The sequence below is a fragment of the Mediterranea massiliensis genome (genome assembly GCF_900128475.1).
GTDB lineage: Bacteria > Bacteroidota > Bacteroidia > Bacteroidales > Bacteroidaceae > Bacteroides > Bacteroides massiliensis_E.
This window is the reverse complement of sequence record NZ_LT635839.1, coordinates 154,438-173,650: the sequence shown is the minus strand read 5'-3', so window position 1 is coordinate 173,650 and position 19,213 is coordinate 154,438. Positions and strand designations below refer to the sequence as shown.

Below are 19,213 nucleotides of genomic sequence, written 5' to 3'. Positions count from 1 at the left end.
CTTCCGCGCCGTCCGTATTTTATAGGGCTGTCGGCTTTACGCCTTCTTGCGGGTGGTCTTGCCGCGGCGTGCCTTGGGCCTGTCGGGGTCGCTCTGCAGCTTGATGAGGTCCATGCAGGCCTGCAGGTTGAGGTCCTGGGGCGTGATGCCTTCGGGTATCTTGTAGTTGCTGCCCTTGTAGGCGATGTAGGGGCCGTAGCGGCCGTTCATGATTTCGAGATCGGGCTCTTCGGCAAACTTCTTGATGTGGCGCTTGGCTTCGGCTTCCTGCTTTTCCTTGATGAGGGTCACGGCTTCGTCGAGGGTCACGGTCAGCGGGTCGGTGCCTTGGGGCAGGGAGGCGAATATCGTCTTCCACTGGGCGTAGGGACCGTAGCGGCCGCTGCTCACCTTGATTTCAGCTCCTTCGTATTCGCCCAGCGTGCGGGGCAGGCGGAAGAGCTTCAGGGCTTCGTCCAGCGTGATGGTCTCGATGGACATGCCTTTCTCCAGGCGGGAGAAGCGGGGCTTCTCGCCGTCGTCGGCGCTGCCTATCTGCACCACGGGGCCGAAACGGCCGATCTTCACCGATACGGGCTTGCCGCTGGCGGGGTCAGTGCCCAGCAGACGTTCGCCGGCCTTGTGCTCGTTCTTGGCGGCGAGAGTCTTCTCGACTGACGGGTGGAACTTGCGGTAGAAGCGGTCGAGCACGGTGGTCCACTTCGTCTCGCCTTCGGCAATCTCGTCAAACTGCTTCTCGACGGTGGCCGTGAAGTTGTAGTCGAGGATGTCGGGGAAGTACTCGGTGAGGAAGTCGTTCACCACCATGCCGATGTCGGTCGGCAGTAGTTTGGACTTCTCGGCACCGGTCAGTTCCGTGCGGGTATCTTCGGTGATGTCTTTTCCTTTTTCCAGTGTCAGTACGTCGTACTTGCGCTCCTTGCCCGGCTTCTCGCCCTTGACCACGTATTCGCGCTGCTGGATGGTGGAGATGGTGGGCGCGTAGGTAGACGGACGGCCGATGCCCAGTTCCTCGAGCTTGCGCACCAGGCTGGCTTCGGTGTAGCGGGGCGGCTGGAGGGTGAAGCGTTCGGTGGCGGTCACGTTGCTGTAGTCCAGCGTCTGTCCCTGCGTGAGCGGGGGCAGCAGTCCGGCCACGTCATCGCCTTCGGCCTCGTCGTCGTGCGACTCGCGGTACACGCGCAGGAAGCCGTCAAACTTCACGACTTCGCCCACGGCGGTAAATTCTTCGCCGGTGTTGCTAAGGCCGATGGTCACCGTCGTCTTTTCCAGTTCGGCTTCGGCCATCTGCGAGGCCAGCGTGCGTTTCCATATCAGGTCGTAGAGGCGGCGTTCCTGGGCGGTGGCCTCTATCTTGACGTGCTCCATGTAGGTGGGGCGGATGGCTTCGTGAGCCTCCTGTGCACCCTTGGTCTTGGTGGTGAAGTGGCGCGAGTGCAGGTAGCGTTCACCCATCTTGGCGGTGATGGTCTCGCGGGCGGCGTTGATGGCCAGTTCGGAGAGGTTCACCGAGTCGGTACGCATGTAGGTGATGTGTCCCGATTCGTAGAGGCTCTGTGCCACCATCATCGTCTGTGCCACGGAGAAGCCCAGCTTGCGGGCGGCCTCCTGCTGGAGGGTCGAGGTGGTGAAGGGGGCGGCGGGGCTTTTCTTCAGCGGGCGCGTGGCGACGTCGCGGATGGTGAAGGTGGCGTCCTTGCAGCTTTCCAGGAAGCGGCGTGCCTCTTCCTTGGTCTTGAAGCGGTGCTCCAGTTCGGCCTTCATCTCCACCGGCTTGCCGTTGGCGTCGGGTACGGGGAAGACGGCTGTCACGCGGTAGGCCGCTTCGCTGTGGAAGGCCTGTATCTCGCGTTCGCGCTCGGCGATGAGGCGTACGGCCACCGACTGTACGCGGCCGGCCGAGAGGGCGGGCTTCACCTTGCGCCACAGCACGGGTGACAGCTCAAAGCCCACGATGCGGTCCAGGATGCGGCGTGCCTGCTGGGCGTCCACCAGGTTCAGGTCGATCTGGCGCGGATGCTCGATGGCGCGCAGGATAGCGTTCTTGGTGATTTCGTGGAAGACGATGCGCCGCGTGTGTTCAGGCTTCAGTCCCAGCACCTCGTACAGGTGCCAGGCGATGGCCTCTCCCTCGCGGTCCTCATCGGATGCGAGCCAGACGGTTTCGGCTTTGGCCGCTTCTTCCTTCAGGTGGGCGACGAGCTTCTTCTTGTCTGCCGGAATTTCGTATTGCGGCTCGAAGTGGTTGTTGATGTCGATGCTGAAATCTTTTTTCCGTAAGTCCCGGATGTGACCGTAGCTGGAGAGCACTTCGTAGTCCTTCCCCAGGAACTTCTCGATGGTCTTGGCTTTGGCCGGTGACTCGACTATGACTAAATTCTTCTGCATAAGTTCTTGCTTTGTTGCGGACATGCCCCGCGGATTTTGCCCGCAAAAGTAGGAAAAAACAATTTCTCCACCTTCAATTAATATAAGAAAAAAAACTAAAAACGGAAACTGACGCCTCCCAGGAAGTTGAACCCTTGGGTGGGACAGCCTTCGTAATATTGGTAATTCTTGTTCAGCAGATTGTTGAGGCGGGCATACACCAGGATGTTGCGGAACAGCTCGTAGTGGGCCGACACGTAGAGGTCGCTGACGGCGTCGGCACGTTCGCCTTCCACCTTCGTGCGTCCGATGTGGCGGTAGCCCAGCGAGAAGCGCAGGGCCGACAGAGGCTGTACGTCTATCCGTGCATCGGTTTCGAGGGCGGGTTTGAAGCCCAGTATCGTGCTTTCGGCATAGGCGGCGTTTTCTTCGGTCGGGGTGCTCCAGTTGCGGTAGATGGCCGAGGCATGGAAGCCGAACAGCTGCTTGTAGTCGTAGTCCACTGTACCGCCCACGTAGACATTGCGGGCATCGGCCTGGCCGAGAATCAGGCGCGACAGCGGGGAAGTGCCTCCTGTGATGATGTCGGGCGCGATGAAGAGGTCCCCCTTCAGGTCCTGATACCCACCATACACGTGGAACCAAAGCTCGTCGGCAGGGCTGGCCTTGAAGCCGATGGCGGCGTTCAGCTGTTCGTAGGTGGCGTCGAGCTGGTTGAAGAGCTGTCCGTAGGGGTTGTAGCTTTCCAGCTGGCGGAAATCATTCTGCCGCTTGCCGCCGGTGGCCTGGGCGTAGAGCAGGTAGCTGTCCGAGAAGTTGTACTGCACCTGCACGTCGGGGGCGGCGCGGAACTGCTTGCCGAAGCCGAAGGCCATGTCGACGTGTGCGCCCAGCGTCAGCTGCCAGTCGTCGTTGTGGAAGCGGTAGGCCGGGTTCAGTCCGACGGATGTACAGTTGTCGAATTGGGCTTTCCGGTAGAAGGCATTGTCCATGTAGAAGCCGATGCGGATGAGCTGCTCGTCGGAGATGTCGCCGCTCACTTCGGCCTTGGTGCGTACCAGGTTCTCGCCGGCATCGGCGGCCACGGGGTCGTGCTGGCGCTGGTAGAGCAGCAGGTTGGTCTCCAGGGCATAGTCCAGCACGAGGTCCTTGTTGCGGTTCCGGAGGCCGAGGTGCACGTCGCCGGCGGTGAACTTCTGTTTGCTGTCCTCCCATCCGGGCATGAAGTTGAAGTTGCTCAGTCCGAAGTGTCCGCCCAGGTCGAAGTCCAGGTTGCGGAAGCGGTGCTGGTAGTCCACGCCCGCACGGGTGCGGTAGTAGCGCGACTTCCACTTCTCCAGCCCTTCGCCCCTGTCGAGCTTGCCGTTCATGCCGTCCATGCCCAGGTGCAGGTTCAGGCGGTCGTTGTCCGTCAGGGTGAACTGGTAGGCGGCTTGCAGGTCCAGGTTATTGTTGTTGCCATAGCCCAGGCGTGCATAGCCGGCGGGTGTCTTGGACAGGGTTTCCCGCCCGGTATAGGGCTGCATGAGGCCGGCAGGGATGCGGGTGGCGGGTGTCAGCTTTTCGTCGTAGGCCACGGCTTTCTTGCTGACCGTGGGCGGTTCGACGCGGGGCAGCACGTTGACCTTCGCCGCATCCAGGATGTCGGGGTTGTATTCCTGCTCCACCACCACGGTGCGGGTCAGGGTCGTGTCCTTCTTCTGTTCCTGTGCCTGCAGGGCTACGGGCAGGGCGGCCAGGCACATGCCTCCCAAGAGATATTGTATTGCTTTCATCTTTCCAAGGGGTTTATTTCAGTTTTTCCAATCGTTCTTCAATCATACCGGCAATGTCGTCGTCGGCCTGGTAGTTCTGCTGCAGGCTGAGGAGGTACTGGCGGGCGTCGAGCTTCTTGTCCATCGCCACATAGACGTCGGACAGGAGGACGAAGCTGCGGGCCAGCCAGTAGGCGTGCGGGGTACTCTGCTCGATGAACTGGAGCACTTCCTTCTCGGCCGCCGCATAGTCGCCGCTGTCGTAGAGGTGCTGGGCCAGCAGGTATTTGGCCTCGGCGCCGTAAAGGGTACGGGTGTCTTCGGACAGGGGCTTCAGGTCGGCCACGGCCTTCTGCCAGGCTTTCTGGTTGAGGTAGGCCTTGGCCCGGTAGTAGAGGGCTTCGTTCTTCAGCTCGGGCGACAACTTGGCCTCGTCGAGCAGGGCGGTGGCGGCGTGGATGGTCTCCACGTCGTCCTTCAGCAGCACGGCGCAGCGCAGTACGCCGGTGGCGCCCAGCTGGCGGCGGCTGTCGTTGGTGGCACGGGCCTGCAGCAGCTTGTAGTCGGCCAGGGCCTGGTCGTACTGCTGACGGTTGAAGAGGATTTCGGCGTGCATGGGCAGGGCTTCTTCGGCATAGGGGCTGTCGGGATATTCCAGCAGCTTGCCCGCATGGAGCAGCACGGCCTCGTCGTCTTTCTGTTCCTTGCCGATGAGGCACAGGTAGTAGTGGGCATTCAGGCGGAAGGCGCCTTCGGGATAGCTCTGCAGGTAGCGTTCGAAGCTGGTCTTGGCCGGCTGGATGTCGCCTTTCATGTAGACCTTCTCGGCGGCGATGTAGGTCAGCGAGTCCTGTTCGCTGGCTTCGAAGCGGATTTGTCCGGGCATCTGGGCGGCCAGGGCGGCAAACTCGTCCACGCGGTTGGCGTCGACGTAGATGGACTTCAGGTCGCGCATGGCCAGGCGGGCTTCCTCACTGCCGGGATAGCGGGTGATGACGTGCTTGTAGGCCTCGATGGCGCGGTTGTAGTCTTCGCTCTGGTAGTAGAGCAGGCCGATTTCGGCAGCTGCCTTGCGGGCTACCGGGCTGTCGGGATACTTGGACAGCAGTTCGCTGAAGGTGGCGATGGCGTTGGCGGTCTCCTGATTCTGCACATACGAGCGTCCCTTCTCGTAGAGGCCGTTGACGGCATAGGGCGAGTTGGGGTACTTCTGTGCCAGGCGGTTGAGCAGGTCTACCTTGATGCTGTAGTTCTTCTGCAGGCCGGCCACCAGGGCCATCTGATAATAGGAATAGTCGCCCGAGGCGGTGCCCATGCTTTCGGCGCGTGAGTAGTAGCGGTTGGCTTCGTCAAAGCGGCGTGCATGGAGGCAGCAGTCGCCCAGGCGGTTGCAGGCGTCGGCCAGGGCGGCGGGGTTCTCACCTTTCTCCAGCTGGATGTAGCTGCCGAAGCGGCTCTCGGCGGTGGTATAGTCTTTCTGGTGGAAGGCGATGTAGCCCAGGTTGTAGTAGGCCAGCGCATACATCTCGCTGCTGCGGTCGGGCGATGACTTCAGGTAGCGGTTGAAGTCGTCGGCCGCCTGCCGCATGCGGCCCAGGCGGTAGTAGGACTCGCCGCGCCAGTAGGCTGCCTCGCCCTGCTCCTGCTGCAGTTCGCGCCCGAAGCGGGTGCTGTACTGGAGCGATTGGCTGAAGTAGTCGATGGCCGTCGGGAAGTCGGCGTTGGCAAAGGCCTGCGTGCCCAGCTGGAACAGGATGCGTACCTTGGCCTTCTGGATGGCCGGTGTGGGCGACTGGATGCGGTTGATGGACTTCAGGGCGGCATCGTAGCTGCGGGTTTCCATGTAGACCTCCACCAGATAGTCGCTCACGCGGTCGGCGTATTGCGAGTGGGGGTAGTCGTTGAGGAACTTCTCGAACACGGTGACCGATTCGCCGAAGGCGGAGTAGGACGTCTCGTGGATGCACAGGGCGTAGTTGTAGGCGGCCTGTTCCCGGACGGCGGCATCGGCGCTGGAGGCGGCGGCCTGTTCGAAGGCCATGCGGGCCTTGTTCTTGTCGGCCATCTTCAGGTAGGCCATACCCATGTGCAGCCAGGCGTTCTGCGACAGGGCGTCGTCGGTCGTGGTGACGTCGCCCAGCAGTTCGGGCACGCGGCTATAGACTCCGCAGTGGTAGCACGACAGGCCGTACATGTACTGGGCGTCGCGCCGGGGCTTCTCGTCGCGGAGGCTGCCCGTATAGGCTGCGAAGCTGTCCATGGCCTTCTGGTAGCGGCCCGTGTAGTAGTCGGCGGAACCTTCGATGCGGTGCATCTCGGCTGCGTAGGGGGCATCGGGATGGGCCGACAGGTAGTTCTGCGCTACAATCTCGGCCTTGTCGTACTGCTGCTTCAGCAGGTAGATCTCGGCGATGTAGTAGGGGGCCAGCGTTTCGTATTTGGCGTTGCCCTGTGAGGCGAGGAAGCCTTTCAGAGCCTCGTCGTAGCGTCCCTGCGTGTAGCGGATGTAGGCCAGGTAGTAGGTGCAGTCGGCTTCGTAGCGCGGGCTGGTGCTGCGCAGGGTTTCGAACCAGATGGCGGCTTCCTGCACATTGCCCGTCTTCAGGTAGCAGGTGGCCTTGCGGTAGGTCATGTCGTCGCGCTCGTCATTGGCCAGCTTTTCCAGGTCGGCGGAGTTGAACATGGCCAGGGCGTTGTCGTAGTCCTGCCGGAAGAAGTAGTTGGAAGCCACGAGGGCGGAGATGCGGTTGGCATGGGGCGTGTCGGGATGTTCTTCCAGGAAGGCCAGCAGCAGCTCGTTGCTCCGGGGGTCGCGCGTCTCGTAGGCGGCGCACACCAGCATGTATTCGGCTTCCTGGCGGTCGCCGGCCTGGGGGGCCAGGTTGCGGTCGGCATCGGTCAGGCGGATGTAGGACTGCAGGGGGGCGATGGCGGCGGAGTAGGCCCGCTGCTCGAACAGGTTCTTCCCTTCACGGAAGAGTTGTTGCGGCGTAGTGCCTTGCCCGTGTGTCTGCGCCGCGGCCAGCAGCGGGGCGCAGCAGAGGGCTGTGCATAATATGCGTGAAAAGCGGTGTTTCATTGTCTCTCACAAATAGAAGTTAATATATCAGGGCCCCTGTTGCGGGGCCTTCTTATACAAAAGTACGTTTTTTGCCCGTCAAATGTTGGCTTCGTTGAGCTTTTTTAGTATCTCATGGCCTGTTTTCCAGGAAAATCTGCAGGCCGCGGCGGATGGAGCCGAGCCCGAATTCCTCGGGACGGATGTCCTTCAGCGGCACGAAGAAGAGGTCGGCGGCGTCGTCCATGGCGGTGTAGTGGAGCGTGTCCTCGACCTCGCAGCGGAAGAACATGTCGAGCGTATGGACCGTGAAGCCGGAGTACACGTAGAGGTTGGGCAGGGAGAAGAGGTAGTGCGTGCGTACGACGTGGAGCCCCGTCTCTTCCCGCACCTCGCGGGCCACTCCCTCTTCCCCCGTTTCGTACAGGTCGACGAAGCCTCCGGGCAGGTCGAGCGTACCTTTGGCGGGTTCTTTGGCCCGGCGGCACACCAGCAGCTCGTCCCGGCTGTTGACGATGAAGGCTACCGTGGCCGAGGAGGGATTGAAATAGTAGACAAACCCGCAGTCGGCACATTGTTTGGACTTTTCGTTGTGTATCCCGAAGCGGGGAGAGCCGCACTTGGGGCAATACTTGAATTGGGAAAGGGGATGATCTGCCATTGAATATCAGTCTTTAAGTTCCATATCGGACACAAAGGTAAACAATTCGCAAAATCTTCTTCCATTTTCTTTGGTAAATGTAAGCGAAACCCGTACTTTTGATTGTTTTTTAGCAGAACAGGACGGAATGTATCCGCCGGAAGGAGGTATGGAAACATGGAAAACATGGAATCATTGGTCGCGGACGTGTGCCGGGTGGCACGCGAAGCCGGACATTTTTTGAAGGAAGAACGGAAGAATTTCAGCCGGGACGCCGTGCAGGCCAAGCGTGCCCACGACTATGTGTCCTACGTCGACCGCGAGTCGGAGCGGCGGGTGGTGGAAGCGTTGAGGCAGCTGTTGCCGGAGGCGGGGTTCATCACCGAGGAAGGCTCGGCCGGCTGGCAGGGTGAACGGTATAGCTGGGTGGTCGACCCGCTGGACGGCACCACGAACTACATCCACGACGTGGCGCCCTACTGTGTGAGCATTGCCTTGCGGAGCCGCGACGAACTGTTGCTGGGAGTGGTCTACGAGCCGGTGCGCGACGAGTGTTTCTATGCCTGGAAGGGCGGTGGCGCCTACGTGAACGGCGTGCGGATGCACGTTTCCGACGTACCTTCGCTCGACGAGGCCTACCTGGTGGTGGAGCTGCCTTACGATGCCGAACGCTATGCCCGCACGGGCGAGCACCTCATCCACCGGCTGTATGGCCGGGTGGCGGCCATCCGTATGAACGGTTCGGCGGCTCTGGCGCTCTGTTATGTGGCTGCCGGACGTTACGATGCCTGGCTGGAGGCGTTCATCGGCCGCTGGGATTTCTCGGCGGCGGCGCTGATGGTGCAGGAGGCCGGCGGGCAGGTGACCGATTTCTATGGCAGTCCGTCTTTTCTGGAAGGACATCACATCGTGGCGACCAATGGTGCCCTGCACGGTCCGTTGTTGGAGATACTCCGGGAGGCGCTTCCCGCAGGCATGTAAGGAGGGAGGCGTGAGATGACGAGACATTCAATCGGCCTTTGGTTCCGTTCGGCGGCCCGGCTGCTGTTTCCGCGGCGGTGCGTCGTGTGCGGAGCCCGTCTGGTGGAAGGCGAAGAGGGCATCTGCCTCCGCTGCAACATGGACATGCCCCGCACGAACTGGCATCTGTTGCCCGACAATCCGGTGGAGAAGGAGTTCTGGGGCAAGATACCGCTGGAGCGTGCCACTTCCTTTTTTCTGTATCACAAGGGCAGCGACTTCAGGCACGTGCTCCACCTGCTCAAGTACGGCGGGCGGAAGGACATCGGGCGTATTATGGGACGTTTCATGGCCCAGGAGCTGCAGGACAGCGGCTTCTTCGAGGGTATCGACCGCATTGTCCCCATCCCGCTGCATCCGCTCAAGCGCAAGGAGCGCGGCTATAACCAGAGTGAATGCCTGGCCCGGGGACTGTCGGCGGTGACGGGCATCCCGGTGGACACTTCGGGCGTGAAGCGGGTGGTGCATACGCAGAACCAGACCCGCAAGTCGGCCTACGAGCGGTGGGAGAACGTGGCGGGCATTTTCCGGGTGGAGCACCCCGAACACTATGCGGGGCAGCACATCCTGCTGGTGGACGATGTGCTGACTACCGGTTCCACCATCACGGCCTGTGCCGATGCCTTTGCCGGTGTCGAGGGCCTGCGCATCAGTGTGCTGACGCTGGCCAAGGCGGGGGTATGACCTGCTTCTTTCTTCCTTTCTGACGAAGTGCTTCCTTGCCTTCCGACACAGTGCTTCATGAGGTCGTCACACAGTGCTTCGTCAGGGTGTCATGCAGTGCTTCGTCAGGGGGTGACGCAGTGCTTCGTCAGGGAGCCATGGAATATAACATGAAGCAGAGTGGGAAAAGTTTGGCTCATGCTATATGGGATGGAAACGTACAAAAACAAAAAAGTCCGCTGTTGCGGACTTCTGCTCTTCGTCTTGGACTTGAACCAAGGACCCTCTGATTAACAGTCAGATGCTCTAACCGACTGAGCTAACGAAGAATGTTGCATTTGAAGGAGCTCTTCGTCTTGGACTTGAACCAAGGACCCTCTGATTAACAGTCAGATGCTCTAACCGACTGAGCTAACGAAGAGTGTTGTTTTTTCTCAAATGCGGTGCAAAATTAATAGGATATTTTGAAATATGCAATATCTTTGCAGAAAAAAATATCGAAATGGACAAAATAATAGGATTAGGCAACGCTTTGGTCGATGTTTTGGCTACTTTTGAGAGCGATGAGGTCCTTCAGCAGATGGGACTTCCGCGCGGCAGCATGACGCTCATCGACGAAGAACGCCTGCATCTCATTACAGCATATTTCAAGGACTTGAAGACGCACAAGGCGGCCGGAGGCTCGGCGGGCAATGCCATCGGGGCCCTGGCCAGTCTGGGCGCGAGTACGGGATTTGTCGGTAAAATCGGCAACGACGCCTACGGCGATTTCCTGAAGCGGACCCTGAAGCGGAAAGGCATACACGACTGTCTGCTGGTATCCCCTTCTCTGCCCACGGGGGTGGCTTCCACCTTCGTGTCGCGGAACGACGGCGAACGGACCTTTGCCACATATCTCGGGGCGGCCGCCTCGCTGAAGGCCGAAGACCTGTCGCTGGAAGTGTTCAAGGGATACTCCTACCTGTTTGTCGAAGGCTATCTGGTGCAGGACCACGACATGATTCTGCATGCCGTCGAGCTGGCCAAGGAAGCCGGCCTGCAGGTTTGTCTGGACATGGCCAGTTATAATATAGTGGAAGAAGACCGAGACTTCTTCACCTTGCTGCTGACCAAGTATGTGGACATCGTCTTTGCCAACGAAGAGGAGGCCCGTGCGTTCACAGGAAAGGAACCTGACGAAGCACTGGCGGAGTTGTCGCGCCTGTGCAGCATTGCCGTCGTCAAGCTGGGCGCACGGGGCTCGCTGGTGCGCAAGGGCACGCAGACGCTCTGTGTAGAGCCGGTGGCGGTGCGCAAGGTGGCCGACACGACGGGGGCAGGCGACTATTTTGCCGCCGGATTCCTGTACGGACTGGTGTCCGGCTGTTCGCTGGAGAAGTGTGCGCGCATCGCGTCCATCCTTTCCGCGGCAGTCATCCGCGTGGTGGGGGCCGAACTGTCGGCCGCCCGCTGGAAGCAGGTCAGGGAAGAGATAGAGAAATTATAAACCATGAATATTGAATGACAGATACAGATATGAAAAGATTGTGTAAAGTACGTTGGATAGCCCTGTTGCTGCTGGTGGTGGCCGGCGCGGCATTCGTGGGCTTCAAGAACAGTGACGACCGCAGCTTCCGGCTGGCCAAGAACATCGACATCTTCAGCTCGATTGTGAAGGAGCTGGACATGCTCTATGTCGATACCATCGATGCCGACAAGACCATCCGCGAGGGCATCGATGCCATGCTCTACTCGCTCGACCCCTATACGGCCTATTACCCCGAGGACGACCAGAGCGAGCTGGAGCAGATGCTCAAGAACTCGTATGGCGGCATCGGTTCCGTCATCACCTGGAACACGAAGCTGAAGCGCTCCATGATCGGCGAGCCCTACGAAGGCATGCCGGCTGCCAAGGCCGGACTGAAGGCGGGCGACATCCTGATGGCCATCGACGGACAGGACCTGGCCGGGAAGAACAACCAGGAGATCAGCGAGATGCTCCGCGGACAGGCGGGCACCAGCTTCAAGCTGACGGTGCAGCGTCCGGGCGTGGAGAAACCGCTCGACTTCGAGCTGGTGCGCCGTGCCATCGAGCTGCCCATCATACCTTATTATACGAAGCTGGAGAACAACGTGGGCTACATCAACCTCAGTACCTTCTCCGGCAAGCCGGCGCGCGAGTTCAAGCAGGCCTTCCTCGACCTGAAGAAGCAGGGCATCACCTCGCTCGTCATCGACCTGCGCAACAACGGCGGCGGTCTGCTGGACGAGGCAGTGGACATTGCCAACTACTTCCTGCCGCGCGGCAAGACGCTGGTCACCACGCGGGGAAAAATCGCGCAGACCAATCTCTCCTACAAGACCTTGCGCGAGCCCATCGACCTGGACATCCCGCTGGCCGTACTGGTGAACAGCTCGACGGCCTCGGCCTCGGAAATCCTGGCCGGATCGTTGCAGGACCTGGACCGGGCGGTGATTGTCGGTACCCGTACCTATGGCAAGGGACTGGTGCAGACCACCCGCGACCTGCCCTACGGCGGACAGATGAAGATCACAACCTCCAAATACTACATCCCCAGCGGCCGTTGCGTGCAGGCCATCGACTACAAGCACCGCAATGCGGACGGCAGTGTGGGCCGCATCCCCGACAGCCTGACGACCGTCTTCCATACGGCGGCCGGACGCGAGGTGCGCGACGGGGGCGGTGTGACGCCCGACGTGCAGGTGGAGCAGGAGAAGCTGCCCAACATCCTGTTCTATCTGGTGAACGACAACCTGATATTCGACTATGCCACCCAGTATTGCCTGAAGCACAAGACCATTGCCGACGCGCAGCACTTCGAGCTGACCGATGCCGACTATGCCGACTTCAAGGAGATGGTGCGGAAGGCCGACTTCAAGTACGACCAGCAGACGGAGAAGATGTTGAAGAGCCTGAAGGAGATGGCCGAGTTCGAAGGCTACCTGAAAGATGCCTCCGGCGAGTTCGAGGCCTTGGAGAAGAAGCTCCAGCATAACCTGGACCACGACCTGGATTATTTCTCGAAAGACATCAAGAACATGATATCCATCGAGATCCTGAAGCGTTACTATTACCAGAAAGGCAGCATCATCCAGCAGCTGAAGGACGACCCCGACCTGAAGGAAGCGCTGAAGGTGCTGGGCGATACGGACAAGTATCACGCCCTGCTCCGTCCGAAGGCTGCGGCCGACTCGGTGGCAGTGAAGTAGGATTGTACGTAGTCGGACTCCACATGTCGTTTGATGTTACGATCCCAGCATTCTACATAGTTTTCTATGGTACTTTAGTAGAAATCAGTTTTTCTTTTGGATGTGAAAAGATTACTTTTGTTAAAGCACTGTTTTGTTCATTGCAAAGCAGTGCTTTCTTTTGTCGAAAGCAGTGTTTCCCAACAATCGTTTGGGTAGGGGAGGATATACGAAGATGCTTGGTGTAAACATCTACTTGGTGATTGTAAAGAGGGACTTGGCGGATATAACTATGGACTTGGTGAGAGTGAAATGCATCTGTGACCAGAAAAATGGCTGAGGTATGCAACGTTCTCTTGCTTTAAAACGTCTAACCTGTATAATTGCTAACCCTAAAAAGACAACAACCATGAAACAAATGCTTTTCATTTTCAATTTATTATTCATTGCTTCGCAAACCTATGCACAAAACTGCATCACCGGCAAGGTTGTAGCATCGGATAATGAAGCCATTATTTATCGCATCGGAGTGTCCTACAACGATTCTATCCAAAACATGACAGGAAGTTTCTACGAATCCGACTTTGCTTTTGAAATAGATAGTTTATGCAAAGCATGGATAACGATTGAGTCCGACGGATATGAAAGTATAAAAATAGAAAAGGAACTGCAAGCCGGACAAAACGAAATCGGAGAAATCATTCTCTATAAGAAAGCTGTAGAGTTAGAGGAAGTTGTGGTAAAAGCCGAAGGACCGAGTATTTCACGTGACGGTGGCAACTACCTTATTCAAAACATACACAATTCACAAATAGGCCAAGCGGGTAATTTTTTGGACATGTTAAAGTTTACACCTGGTGTCTTGGTTACCAATGGTACAGACATCACTGTATTAGGGGAGGGAAAACCTGTGATATACATCAACGGACGTGAAGTGAAGAACTTGGAAGAACTTCGTGCTTATCAATCGACCAATGCAAGCAGCATTGAAGTAATACGTCAGCCTGACGCACAGTATGATGCCTCGGTCTCCTGTATCATTCGCATCACCTTACGCGAAACATACAAAGATTACATGGGGTTGAATGTATCAAACGCTACCGAGGTTAAGAACCGTATAAGCAATACAACCAATCTTAATTATCTGGTAAATAAAGGCATTTTTTCAGGTATGGCCTCACTGGGATACGGCCGTATCAATGAACATGCACAGGACTACTCAAAATCCATCATCACTCACACCGATGGAAGCATTTTCGAGAACAATGGCAATAGTGTGAGCCGGAATAAAGGCAATCTATATAATGTTTTTACAGGCATCAATCTTGACTTGAAACAGAAAGGCAACATAGGCGTACAATATGTAGGCAGTTTTGCCAAACTTGGCACAACCGGTCATAGCCTACAAGACATTTTGGAATCCGGTAATATACACAACAAAGAAAACAGTACAGACCACAGTTCGGACATCGGTCTGCATAGTCTGTCACTCTCTTACGTACATCGGTCAGAAGCCGGAAATACCTTTAGTTTGATTGCCGACTATGCCACCAAGCACACCCGCTCAGAACAACAAACTTCAGAAAACTACCTTTCAGTAGATAATAGAATAAATACTTCCATGAACAATGATGTACGTTACGATATTTATACGATAACCCCTACCTACAAATTCAAGTTTGCTAAAAACGACAATGAACAAATTGGTATCAACAGTGGCTATATCCGTAACACAGGGGACAACTATATTAACCAAATTCCACAACTAACTTCCCGTCAGGACTATTACTTTGCTCCTTATTACAGTTATAGTCAATCGTGGGATAAATGGTCTGTCAACATTGGATTACGCTATGAATATGAAAAAATTAAAACGACCTTAAAAGGAGAAAACGCATTAGATATGGAACGTACCTACTCTAACTTTTTTCCGAATGTTCGATTAAAATATAAAGCAAGTAAGCACATAAACTTAGATTTATATTACCGAAGAATAGCATCGCGCCCATCATTTAGCGACCTTGACCCTACCGTGAACTATGAAGACGAATATAATTATTCCATGGGAAATCCCAATTTGAAGCCCACGTTTAAAGATAACATAGAGTTGAACTTCAACCTATACAAAGTGGGGCTTTCTCTGCGTTACAGTCAAATAAAGAACATGACGCAATGGGTGACACAAACTCAAGACGGTCAGTCAAACATCTTATTCATGCAGCCTGTCAACATACGGCGCTCACACGAATGGAGATTTACAGCCGACTACTCGTGGAGTAAAAATTGGTTTCGCATGTATCTGGCTGGAGCATTAAAGAAACCATATATAAAGTTTCCTTATCTGGAAGAAACTAAAATCAACGACCGACTTTCTTGCGAATTACAGACACGATTTACCTTCAACCTTTATAAAAGTTTGTCATTCTACACTCATATATCCTATACCAGCCGTGAAGAAAGGGGCATTTCGCTATATGCGGCAAAAACCGTGATTGATGCAGGATTATCAGCTTCTTTTTTCAAAAACAGACTTTACGTAGCTGTTGACGGCAGTGACTTCTTACGGAAAAGTGTCAGTCCAGAGTGGGAAAAAAAGTATCTGAATACCTATCGCTGGCAAAAGAACGAATACGATACACGGGGCGTAAGATTCACTTTACGCTGGACGTTTAATAATATTCAATCCAAATTTATGCCACGCTCAGGAAATATGGAACAAATCTCAAGAACTATGTAGTAATAGACACAAATTCTATCCTTCATTCTTGCCATGTATGGATAAAAATCATGGACCTGACACAACGACACACCCCGGTTTGAGCATGCCTTTGTGTCAGGTCCGCAATGTTTACTGCCAGTCGCCATTCGCTTTGATGAGCTCGATGAGCTTCTCCACCGCCTCTTCTTCGGGAATGTTCTTCTCGATGCATTCCTTCTTCTTGTAGAGACTGATTTTGCCGCGTCCGGCACCTACGTAGCCGTAGTCGGCATCGGCCATCTCGCCCGGGCCGTTGACGATGCAGCCCATGATGCCTATCTTCAACCCCTTCAGGTGCGACGTGGCGGCCTTGATGCGGGCGATAGTGCTCTGCAGGTCGTAGAGCGTGCGTCCGCAGCCGGGGCAGGAGATGTATTCCGTCTTGCTGGTGCGCAGGCGGCCTGCCTGCAGGATGCCGAAGGCGGTGGCGTCCAGCGTGGTGGCGGGGATGCTGCCCTGGTTGTAGAGGAAGATGCCGTCCGTCAGGCCGTCGAAGACGAGGGCGCCCATGTCGGCTGCTGCCTTGATCTGCAGGTCTTCCTTCTCCTCTTCGGCATAGTGCTGGAAGAAGACAACGGGATTGGACAGACCTTCCTGCATCAGCTGGTGGACCAGCGCACGCTGTTCGCCCAGCCGGTTGGGATGGTTGCTCTGTACGATGAGCACAATTTCGGGGTGGTACTTCAAGCAGGCCAGCGCTTCGTCGTTCAGCCCCATGTAGGTGATGAAGAGGAACTTCAGCGCGGCGTTGCAACCGCTCACGAAGGGCAGCTGGTCGCCCTTGAAGGCGGGCCAGGTATCGGGTTTCCCTTCCCACACGTCGGCATCGACGATGTACTGCACGCCCTTTTGCGGGGTGGCGGGCAGTTGGCGGCCCGTATAGATATACTCGGGAACGAACTGTGGGTCGGTCGTCAGGTCACCGTCCAGACGGGCAGCAATGACGACGGGCACGTTGTCGCCGCCGATGTTGCGTACGGCCACGGTCTGCCGGCGCGAGGGAGCCAGGTAGTTGAAGGTCGGGACGTTCGGGCCGGGGATGTAGGGATGGTCCTTGCGGCGCGTCACGTAGTCCACCAGCTTGCGGGCCACAGGAATTTCGGCCTCGGGAGCCTCGCTCAGCGATACGCGGATGGTGTCGCCCAGTCCGTCGGCCAGCAGGGCACCGATGCCCAGGGCCGACTTGATGCGTCCGTCCTCGCCATCGCCTGCCTCGGTCACGCCCAGGTGCAGGGGGAAGTGCATGCCTTCCTTTTCCATGACAGCCACCAGCAGGCGGACCGTCCGCACCATGACGACCGTGTTCGAGGCCTTGATGGAGATGACCACGTCGGTGAAATGCTCGTCTACGCAGATGCGCAGGAACTCCATGCACGATTCTACCATGCCCTCGGGCGTATCACCATAGCGCGATAGGATGCGGTCGGACAGCGAACCGTGGTTCACGCCGATGCGGATGGCCGTATGGTTCTCCTTGCAGATGTTCAGGAAAGGCACGAAGCGGTCGCGTATCTTCTGCAGCTCCTGTGCATACTCCTCGTCGGTGTACTCCAGGTGCTTGAAGGTGCGGGCGGCATCCACGTAGTTGCCGGGGTTGATGCGTACCTTCTCGGCATAGAGGGCGGCCACGTCGGCCACGTGCGGATTGAAGTGTACGTCGGCCACCAGCGGCGTCAGGTAGCCGTCGCGACGCAGGGCAGCATTGATGTTGCGGAGGTTCTCGGCTTCCTTCACGCCTTGTGTCGTGAGCCGCACGTATTCTCCGCCCGCATCGGCTATGCGTTTGGCCTGTGCCACGCAGGCGTCCGTGTCCTGGGTGGCGGTGTTGGTCATGCTCTGTATGCGGATGGGGTTGTCGCCTCCCAGCGGAGTGTTTCCGATGTTGACTACAGATGTTTCCCTGCGGGAATAGTTGAATAAATCCATAATGAATGAAGAATTGAGAATGAAGAATTAAGAATGGGGATGCGGGGACCGGTTCTTCCTTCCTGATTCTTCATTCTTCGTTTTTTAGTTCGTCTTGTATTCGTATTTCACTTCCTTCAGGTCTTCGTTGGCCTTGGTGATTTTCTTCTTCAGGCCTTCCTTGTAGGCGGCGAAGGCTTGTGCCAGTTCGTCGTCGGCCAGTGCCAGCATCTGTACGGCCAGGATGGCGGCATTCATGGCACCGTTGATGGCTACGGTGGCTACGGGGATGCCAGGAGGCATCTGGATGATGGAGTAGAGAGCGTCTACGCCGTCGAGCACGGCACCCTTGACGGGTACGCCGATGACGGGCAGGGTGGTGTTGGCGGCAATGACACCCGGCAGGGCGGCAGCCATTCCTGCGGCGGCGATGATGACCTTGATGCCCCGCTTGCGGGCATTTTTGGCAAACTCTTCTACGGCCTCGGGCGTGCGGTGGGCCGAGAGTGCGTTGATTTCAAATGGAATGTGGAAGTCATTGAGCAGTTGGGCGGCCTTCTCCATAACGGGGAGGTCGGACGTGCTGCCCATGATGATGCTTACGATTGGAGTCATGATGATAAGTGGTTAGTAGTTAGTGGTTAGTGATAAGTGGTTAGTGGTGAACGGTTAGCGGTTAGTGATTGGTGTCCGTCCGCATGGAATACTAACCGCTCACCACTAACCGTTAACCGCTACGTATCATTCATTGACCAGTGCCTTGTAGGCTTCGGCGTCGAGCAGGCAGTCGAAGTCGGCATCGGCGGCAGGCTTGATCTTGATGAGCCAGCCTTTTCCGTAGGGATCCTGGTTCACCAGTTCGGGCTGGTCGGCCAGATCGGCATTCTGCTCCAGCACTTCGCCGGCTACGGGGATGAAGAGGTCGGAGATGGTCTTCACCACTTCGATGGTGCCGAACGTCTCGCCAGCCTCCAGTGTCTCGCCTTCGGTCTGGATGTCTACGAATACGATGTCGCCCAGCTGTTCCTGTGCATAGTCGGTAATGCCTACATAGGCTACGTCGCCTTCCTGGCGGATCCATTCATGGTCTTTGGTGTACTTTACGTTGCTTGGAAAGTTCATGATTCTTTAGTTTTAGAGGTTAATAATATGATTGTACATTGTATTTTAATAATTGAACAACAATTGTCTGAAGAAGAAGTACAGGCTGTTGGCAATGGGGTGGAGCACCATCAGCGAACAGACGAAGCCCACACCGAAGCCTCCCATGACTTCGCCCAGGGTATGATGCCCCAGGATGATGCGGGCCGTGCCCAGCACGCCGGCCACCAGGATGAAGAGGCAGAGCCACCACACGGGGTTGTAGCCGAACAGGGCACTGAAGGCCACCAGTCCGCCCACCACGGCACCGGCGCCGGCCATGTGTTCGCTCAGCTTCCACTTCAGGTTGACGACGACGCAGATGACCATCATGATGAGGGCGGCCAGGATGATGCCGCTCATGTACCAGGGGATGTTGAGGCGGTTCATCATCATCAGGCAGAAGACGTAGGAGATGATGGTGAGGAAGAAGGGAACGTACCGTTTCTTGCGCTCGCCCAGCTCCTGTGCGCTGAATCCGTTGATCTTCTTGAAGATGAAGATGGTGAGGACCGGCATCATGATGGTGAAGCAATAGACGATGCCCAGCACGATGAGCTTGTACTGGATGGGCATGATGCTCAGGTACGAGAACAGGAAGAGAATCAGAAAAGCCAGGAAGGGAATGGAGAACGGCGTGAATATGGCCGATACCAGGCGGGCTATCCGAATCAATGTCTTGTCTTCTATGAGGTGTACTTCCATCTTTCTTATTTATA

General features: G+C 56.7%; 13 protein-coding genes and 2 tRNA genes. 5 read left to right on the top strand and 10 right to left on the bottom strand.

Going from position 1 to position 19,213, the window contains the following annotated elements:
* Positions 1-36: 36 nt before the first annotated feature.
* From topA to BQ7483_RS14230, 4 genes are all read right to left on the bottom strand, one after another.
* Positions 37-2,388 carry a type I DNA topoisomerase gene (gene topA, locus BQ7483_RS14245; protein WP_072546343.1) on the bottom strand — a complete coding sequence of 784 codons (2,352 nt, stop codon included), beginning with the start codon at positions 2,386-2,388 and terminating at the stop codon, positions 37-39.
* Positions 2,389-2,483: 95 nt separating this feature from the next.
* Positions 2,484-4,142 (bottom strand): TonB-dependent receptor, encoded by a 1,659-nt coding sequence (locus tag BQ7483_RS14240; RefSeq protein ID WP_072546342.1) that lies wholly within the window; start codon positions 4,140-4,142, stop codon positions 2,484-2,486.
* Positions 4,143-4,155: 13 nt separating this feature from the next.
* Positions 4,156-7,200 (bottom strand): tetratricopeptide repeat protein, encoded by a 3,045-nt coding sequence (locus tag BQ7483_RS14235; protein ID WP_072546341.1) that lies wholly within the window; start codon positions 7,198-7,200, stop codon positions 4,156-4,158.
* 112 nt (positions 7,201-7,312) lie between these two features.
* Complete coding sequence (locus BQ7483_RS14230; RefSeq protein ID WP_022020247.1) at positions 7,313-7,840, bottom strand: NUDIX domain-containing protein; 528 nt, start codon at positions 7,838-7,840, stop codon at positions 7,313-7,315.
* A gap of 156 nt (positions 7,841-7,996) precedes the next feature.
* Between BQ7483_RS14230 and BQ7483_RS14225 the strand changes: the two genes are divergently transcribed.
* A complete protein-coding gene (locus BQ7483_RS14225) occupies positions 7,997-8,800 on the top strand; it encodes an inositol monophosphatase family protein (protein ID WP_072546340.1) in 804 nt (267 codons plus the stop codon).
* Positions 8,801-8,815: 15 nt separating this feature from the next.
* Positions 8,816-9,523, top strand: coding sequence for a ComF family protein (locus BQ7483_RS14220; RefSeq protein ID WP_072546339.1), 708 nt, complete (start codon positions 8,816-8,818; stop codon positions 9,521-9,523).
* Between the two features lie 234 nt (positions 9,524-9,757).
* Here the strand turns inward: BQ7483_RS14220 and BQ7483_RS14215 are convergent.
* Together BQ7483_RS14215 and BQ7483_RS14210 are read right to left on the bottom strand one after the other, a co-directional pair.
* Positions 9,758-9,831: transfer RNA gene (locus tag BQ7483_RS14215), tRNA-Asn, on the bottom strand.
* An 18-nt stretch (positions 9,832-9,849) separates the two neighbouring features.
* Positions 9,850-9,923: transfer RNA gene (locus tag BQ7483_RS14210), tRNA-Asn, on the bottom strand.
* Positions 9,924-10,004: 81 nt separating this feature from the next.
* Here BQ7483_RS14210 and BQ7483_RS14205 point away from each other — a divergent pair.
* The 3 genes from BQ7483_RS14205 to BQ7483_RS14190 all read left to right on the top strand — a co-directional run bounded on the left by BQ7483_RS14205 (position 10,005) and on the right by BQ7483_RS14190 (position 15,428).
* A complete protein-coding gene (locus BQ7483_RS14205) occupies positions 10,005-10,988 on the top strand; it encodes an adenosine kinase (RefSeq protein WP_072546338.1) in 984 nt (327 codons plus the stop codon).
* A 29-nt stretch (positions 10,989-11,017) separates the two neighbouring features.
* The gene (locus BQ7483_RS14200) at positions 11,018-12,712 is read left to right on the top strand and encodes a S41 family peptidase (RefSeq protein WP_072546337.1); all 1,695 of its coding nucleotides are present in this window, start codon (positions 11,018-11,020) and stop codon (positions 12,710-12,712) included.
* Between the two features lie 388 nt (positions 12,713-13,100).
* Complete coding sequence (locus tag BQ7483_RS14190) at positions 13,101-15,428, top strand: outer membrane beta-barrel family protein (protein ID WP_072546335.1); 2,328 nt, start codon at positions 13,101-13,103, stop codon at positions 15,426-15,428.
* A gap of 111 nt (positions 15,429-15,539) precedes the next feature.
* Here the strand turns inward: BQ7483_RS14190 and BQ7483_RS14185 are convergent, their stop codons facing one another.
* From BQ7483_RS14185 to BQ7483_RS14170, 4 genes are all read right to left on the bottom strand, one after another.
* Positions 15,540-17,375, bottom strand: a complete 1,836-nt coding sequence (locus BQ7483_RS14185) for a 4-hydroxy-3-methylbut-2-en-1-yl diphosphate synthase (RefSeq protein WP_072546334.1) — start codon at positions 17,373-17,375, stop codon at positions 15,540-15,542.
* Positions 17,376-17,459: 84 nt separating this feature from the next.
* Positions 17,460-17,969 carry a 5-(carboxyamino)imidazole ribonucleotide mutase gene (gene purE, locus BQ7483_RS14180; RefSeq protein ID WP_072546333.1) on the bottom strand — a complete coding sequence of 170 codons (510 nt, stop codon included), beginning with the start codon at positions 17,967-17,969 and terminating at the stop codon, positions 17,460-17,462.
* A gap of 126 nt (positions 17,970-18,095) precedes the next feature.
* Complete coding sequence (gene gcvH, locus BQ7483_RS14175; protein WP_022020255.1) at positions 18,096-18,476, bottom strand: glycine cleavage system protein GcvH; 381 nt, start codon at positions 18,474-18,476, stop codon at positions 18,096-18,098.
* A 45-nt stretch (positions 18,477-18,521) separates the two neighbouring features.
* The gene (locus BQ7483_RS14170; protein WP_022020256.1) at positions 18,522-19,199 is read right to left on the bottom strand and encodes a phosphatase PAP2 family protein; all 678 of its coding nucleotides are present in this window, start codon (positions 19,197-19,199) and stop codon (positions 18,522-18,524) included.
* Between the last annotated feature and the right edge of the window lie 14 nt (positions 19,200-19,213).

Bases quoted from the DNA above. Each gene is read 5' to 3' on its own strand.
- BQ7483_RS14170 (WP_022020256.1), bottom strand. From the start codon at position 19,199: ATGGAAGTACACCTCATAGAAGACAAGACATTGATTCGGATAGCCCGC.
- BQ7483_RS14200 (WP_072546337.1), top strand. From the start codon at position 11,018: ATGAAAAGATTGTGTAAAGTACGTTGGATAGCCCTGTTGCTGCTGGTG.
- BQ7483_RS14220 (WP_072546339.1), top strand. From the start codon at position 8,816: ATGACGAGACATTCAATCGGCCTTTGGTTCCGTTCGGCGGCCCGGCTG.
- BQ7483_RS14190 (WP_072546335.1), top strand. From the start codon at position 13,101: ATGAAACAAATGCTTTTCATTTTCAATTTATTATTCATTGCTTCGCAA.
- BQ7483_RS14240 (WP_072546342.1), bottom strand. From the start codon at position 4,142: ATGAAAGCAATACAATATCTCTTGGGAGGCATGTGCCTGGCCGCCCTG.
- BQ7483_RS14230 (WP_022020247.1), bottom strand. From the start codon at position 7,840: ATGGCAGATCATCCCCTTTCCCAATTCAAGTATTGCCCCAAGTGCGGC.
- BQ7483_RS14225 (WP_072546340.1), top strand. From the start codon at position 7,997: ATGGAAAACATGGAATCATTGGTCGCGGACGTGTGCCGGGTGGCACGC.
- gcvH (WP_022020255.1), bottom strand. From the start codon at position 18,476: ATGAACTTTCCAAGCAACGTAAAGTACACCAAAGACCATGAATGGATC.
- topA (WP_072546343.1), bottom strand. From the start codon at position 2,388: ATGCAGAAGAATTTAGTCATAGTCGAGTCACCGGCCAAAGCCAAGACC.
- BQ7483_RS14235 (WP_072546341.1), bottom strand. From the start codon at position 7,200: ATGAAACACCGCTTTTCACGCATATTATGCACAGCCCTCTGCTGCGCC.
- BQ7483_RS14205 (WP_072546338.1), top strand. From the start codon at position 10,005: ATGGACAAAATAATAGGATTAGGCAACGCTTTGGTCGATGTTTTGGCT.
- purE (WP_072546333.1), bottom strand. From the start codon at position 17,969: ATGACTCCAATCGTAAGCATCATCATGGGCAGCACGTCCGACCTCCCC.
- BQ7483_RS14185 (WP_072546334.1), bottom strand. From the start codon at position 17,375: ATGGATTTATTCAACTATTCCCGCAGGGAAACATCTGTAGTCAACATC.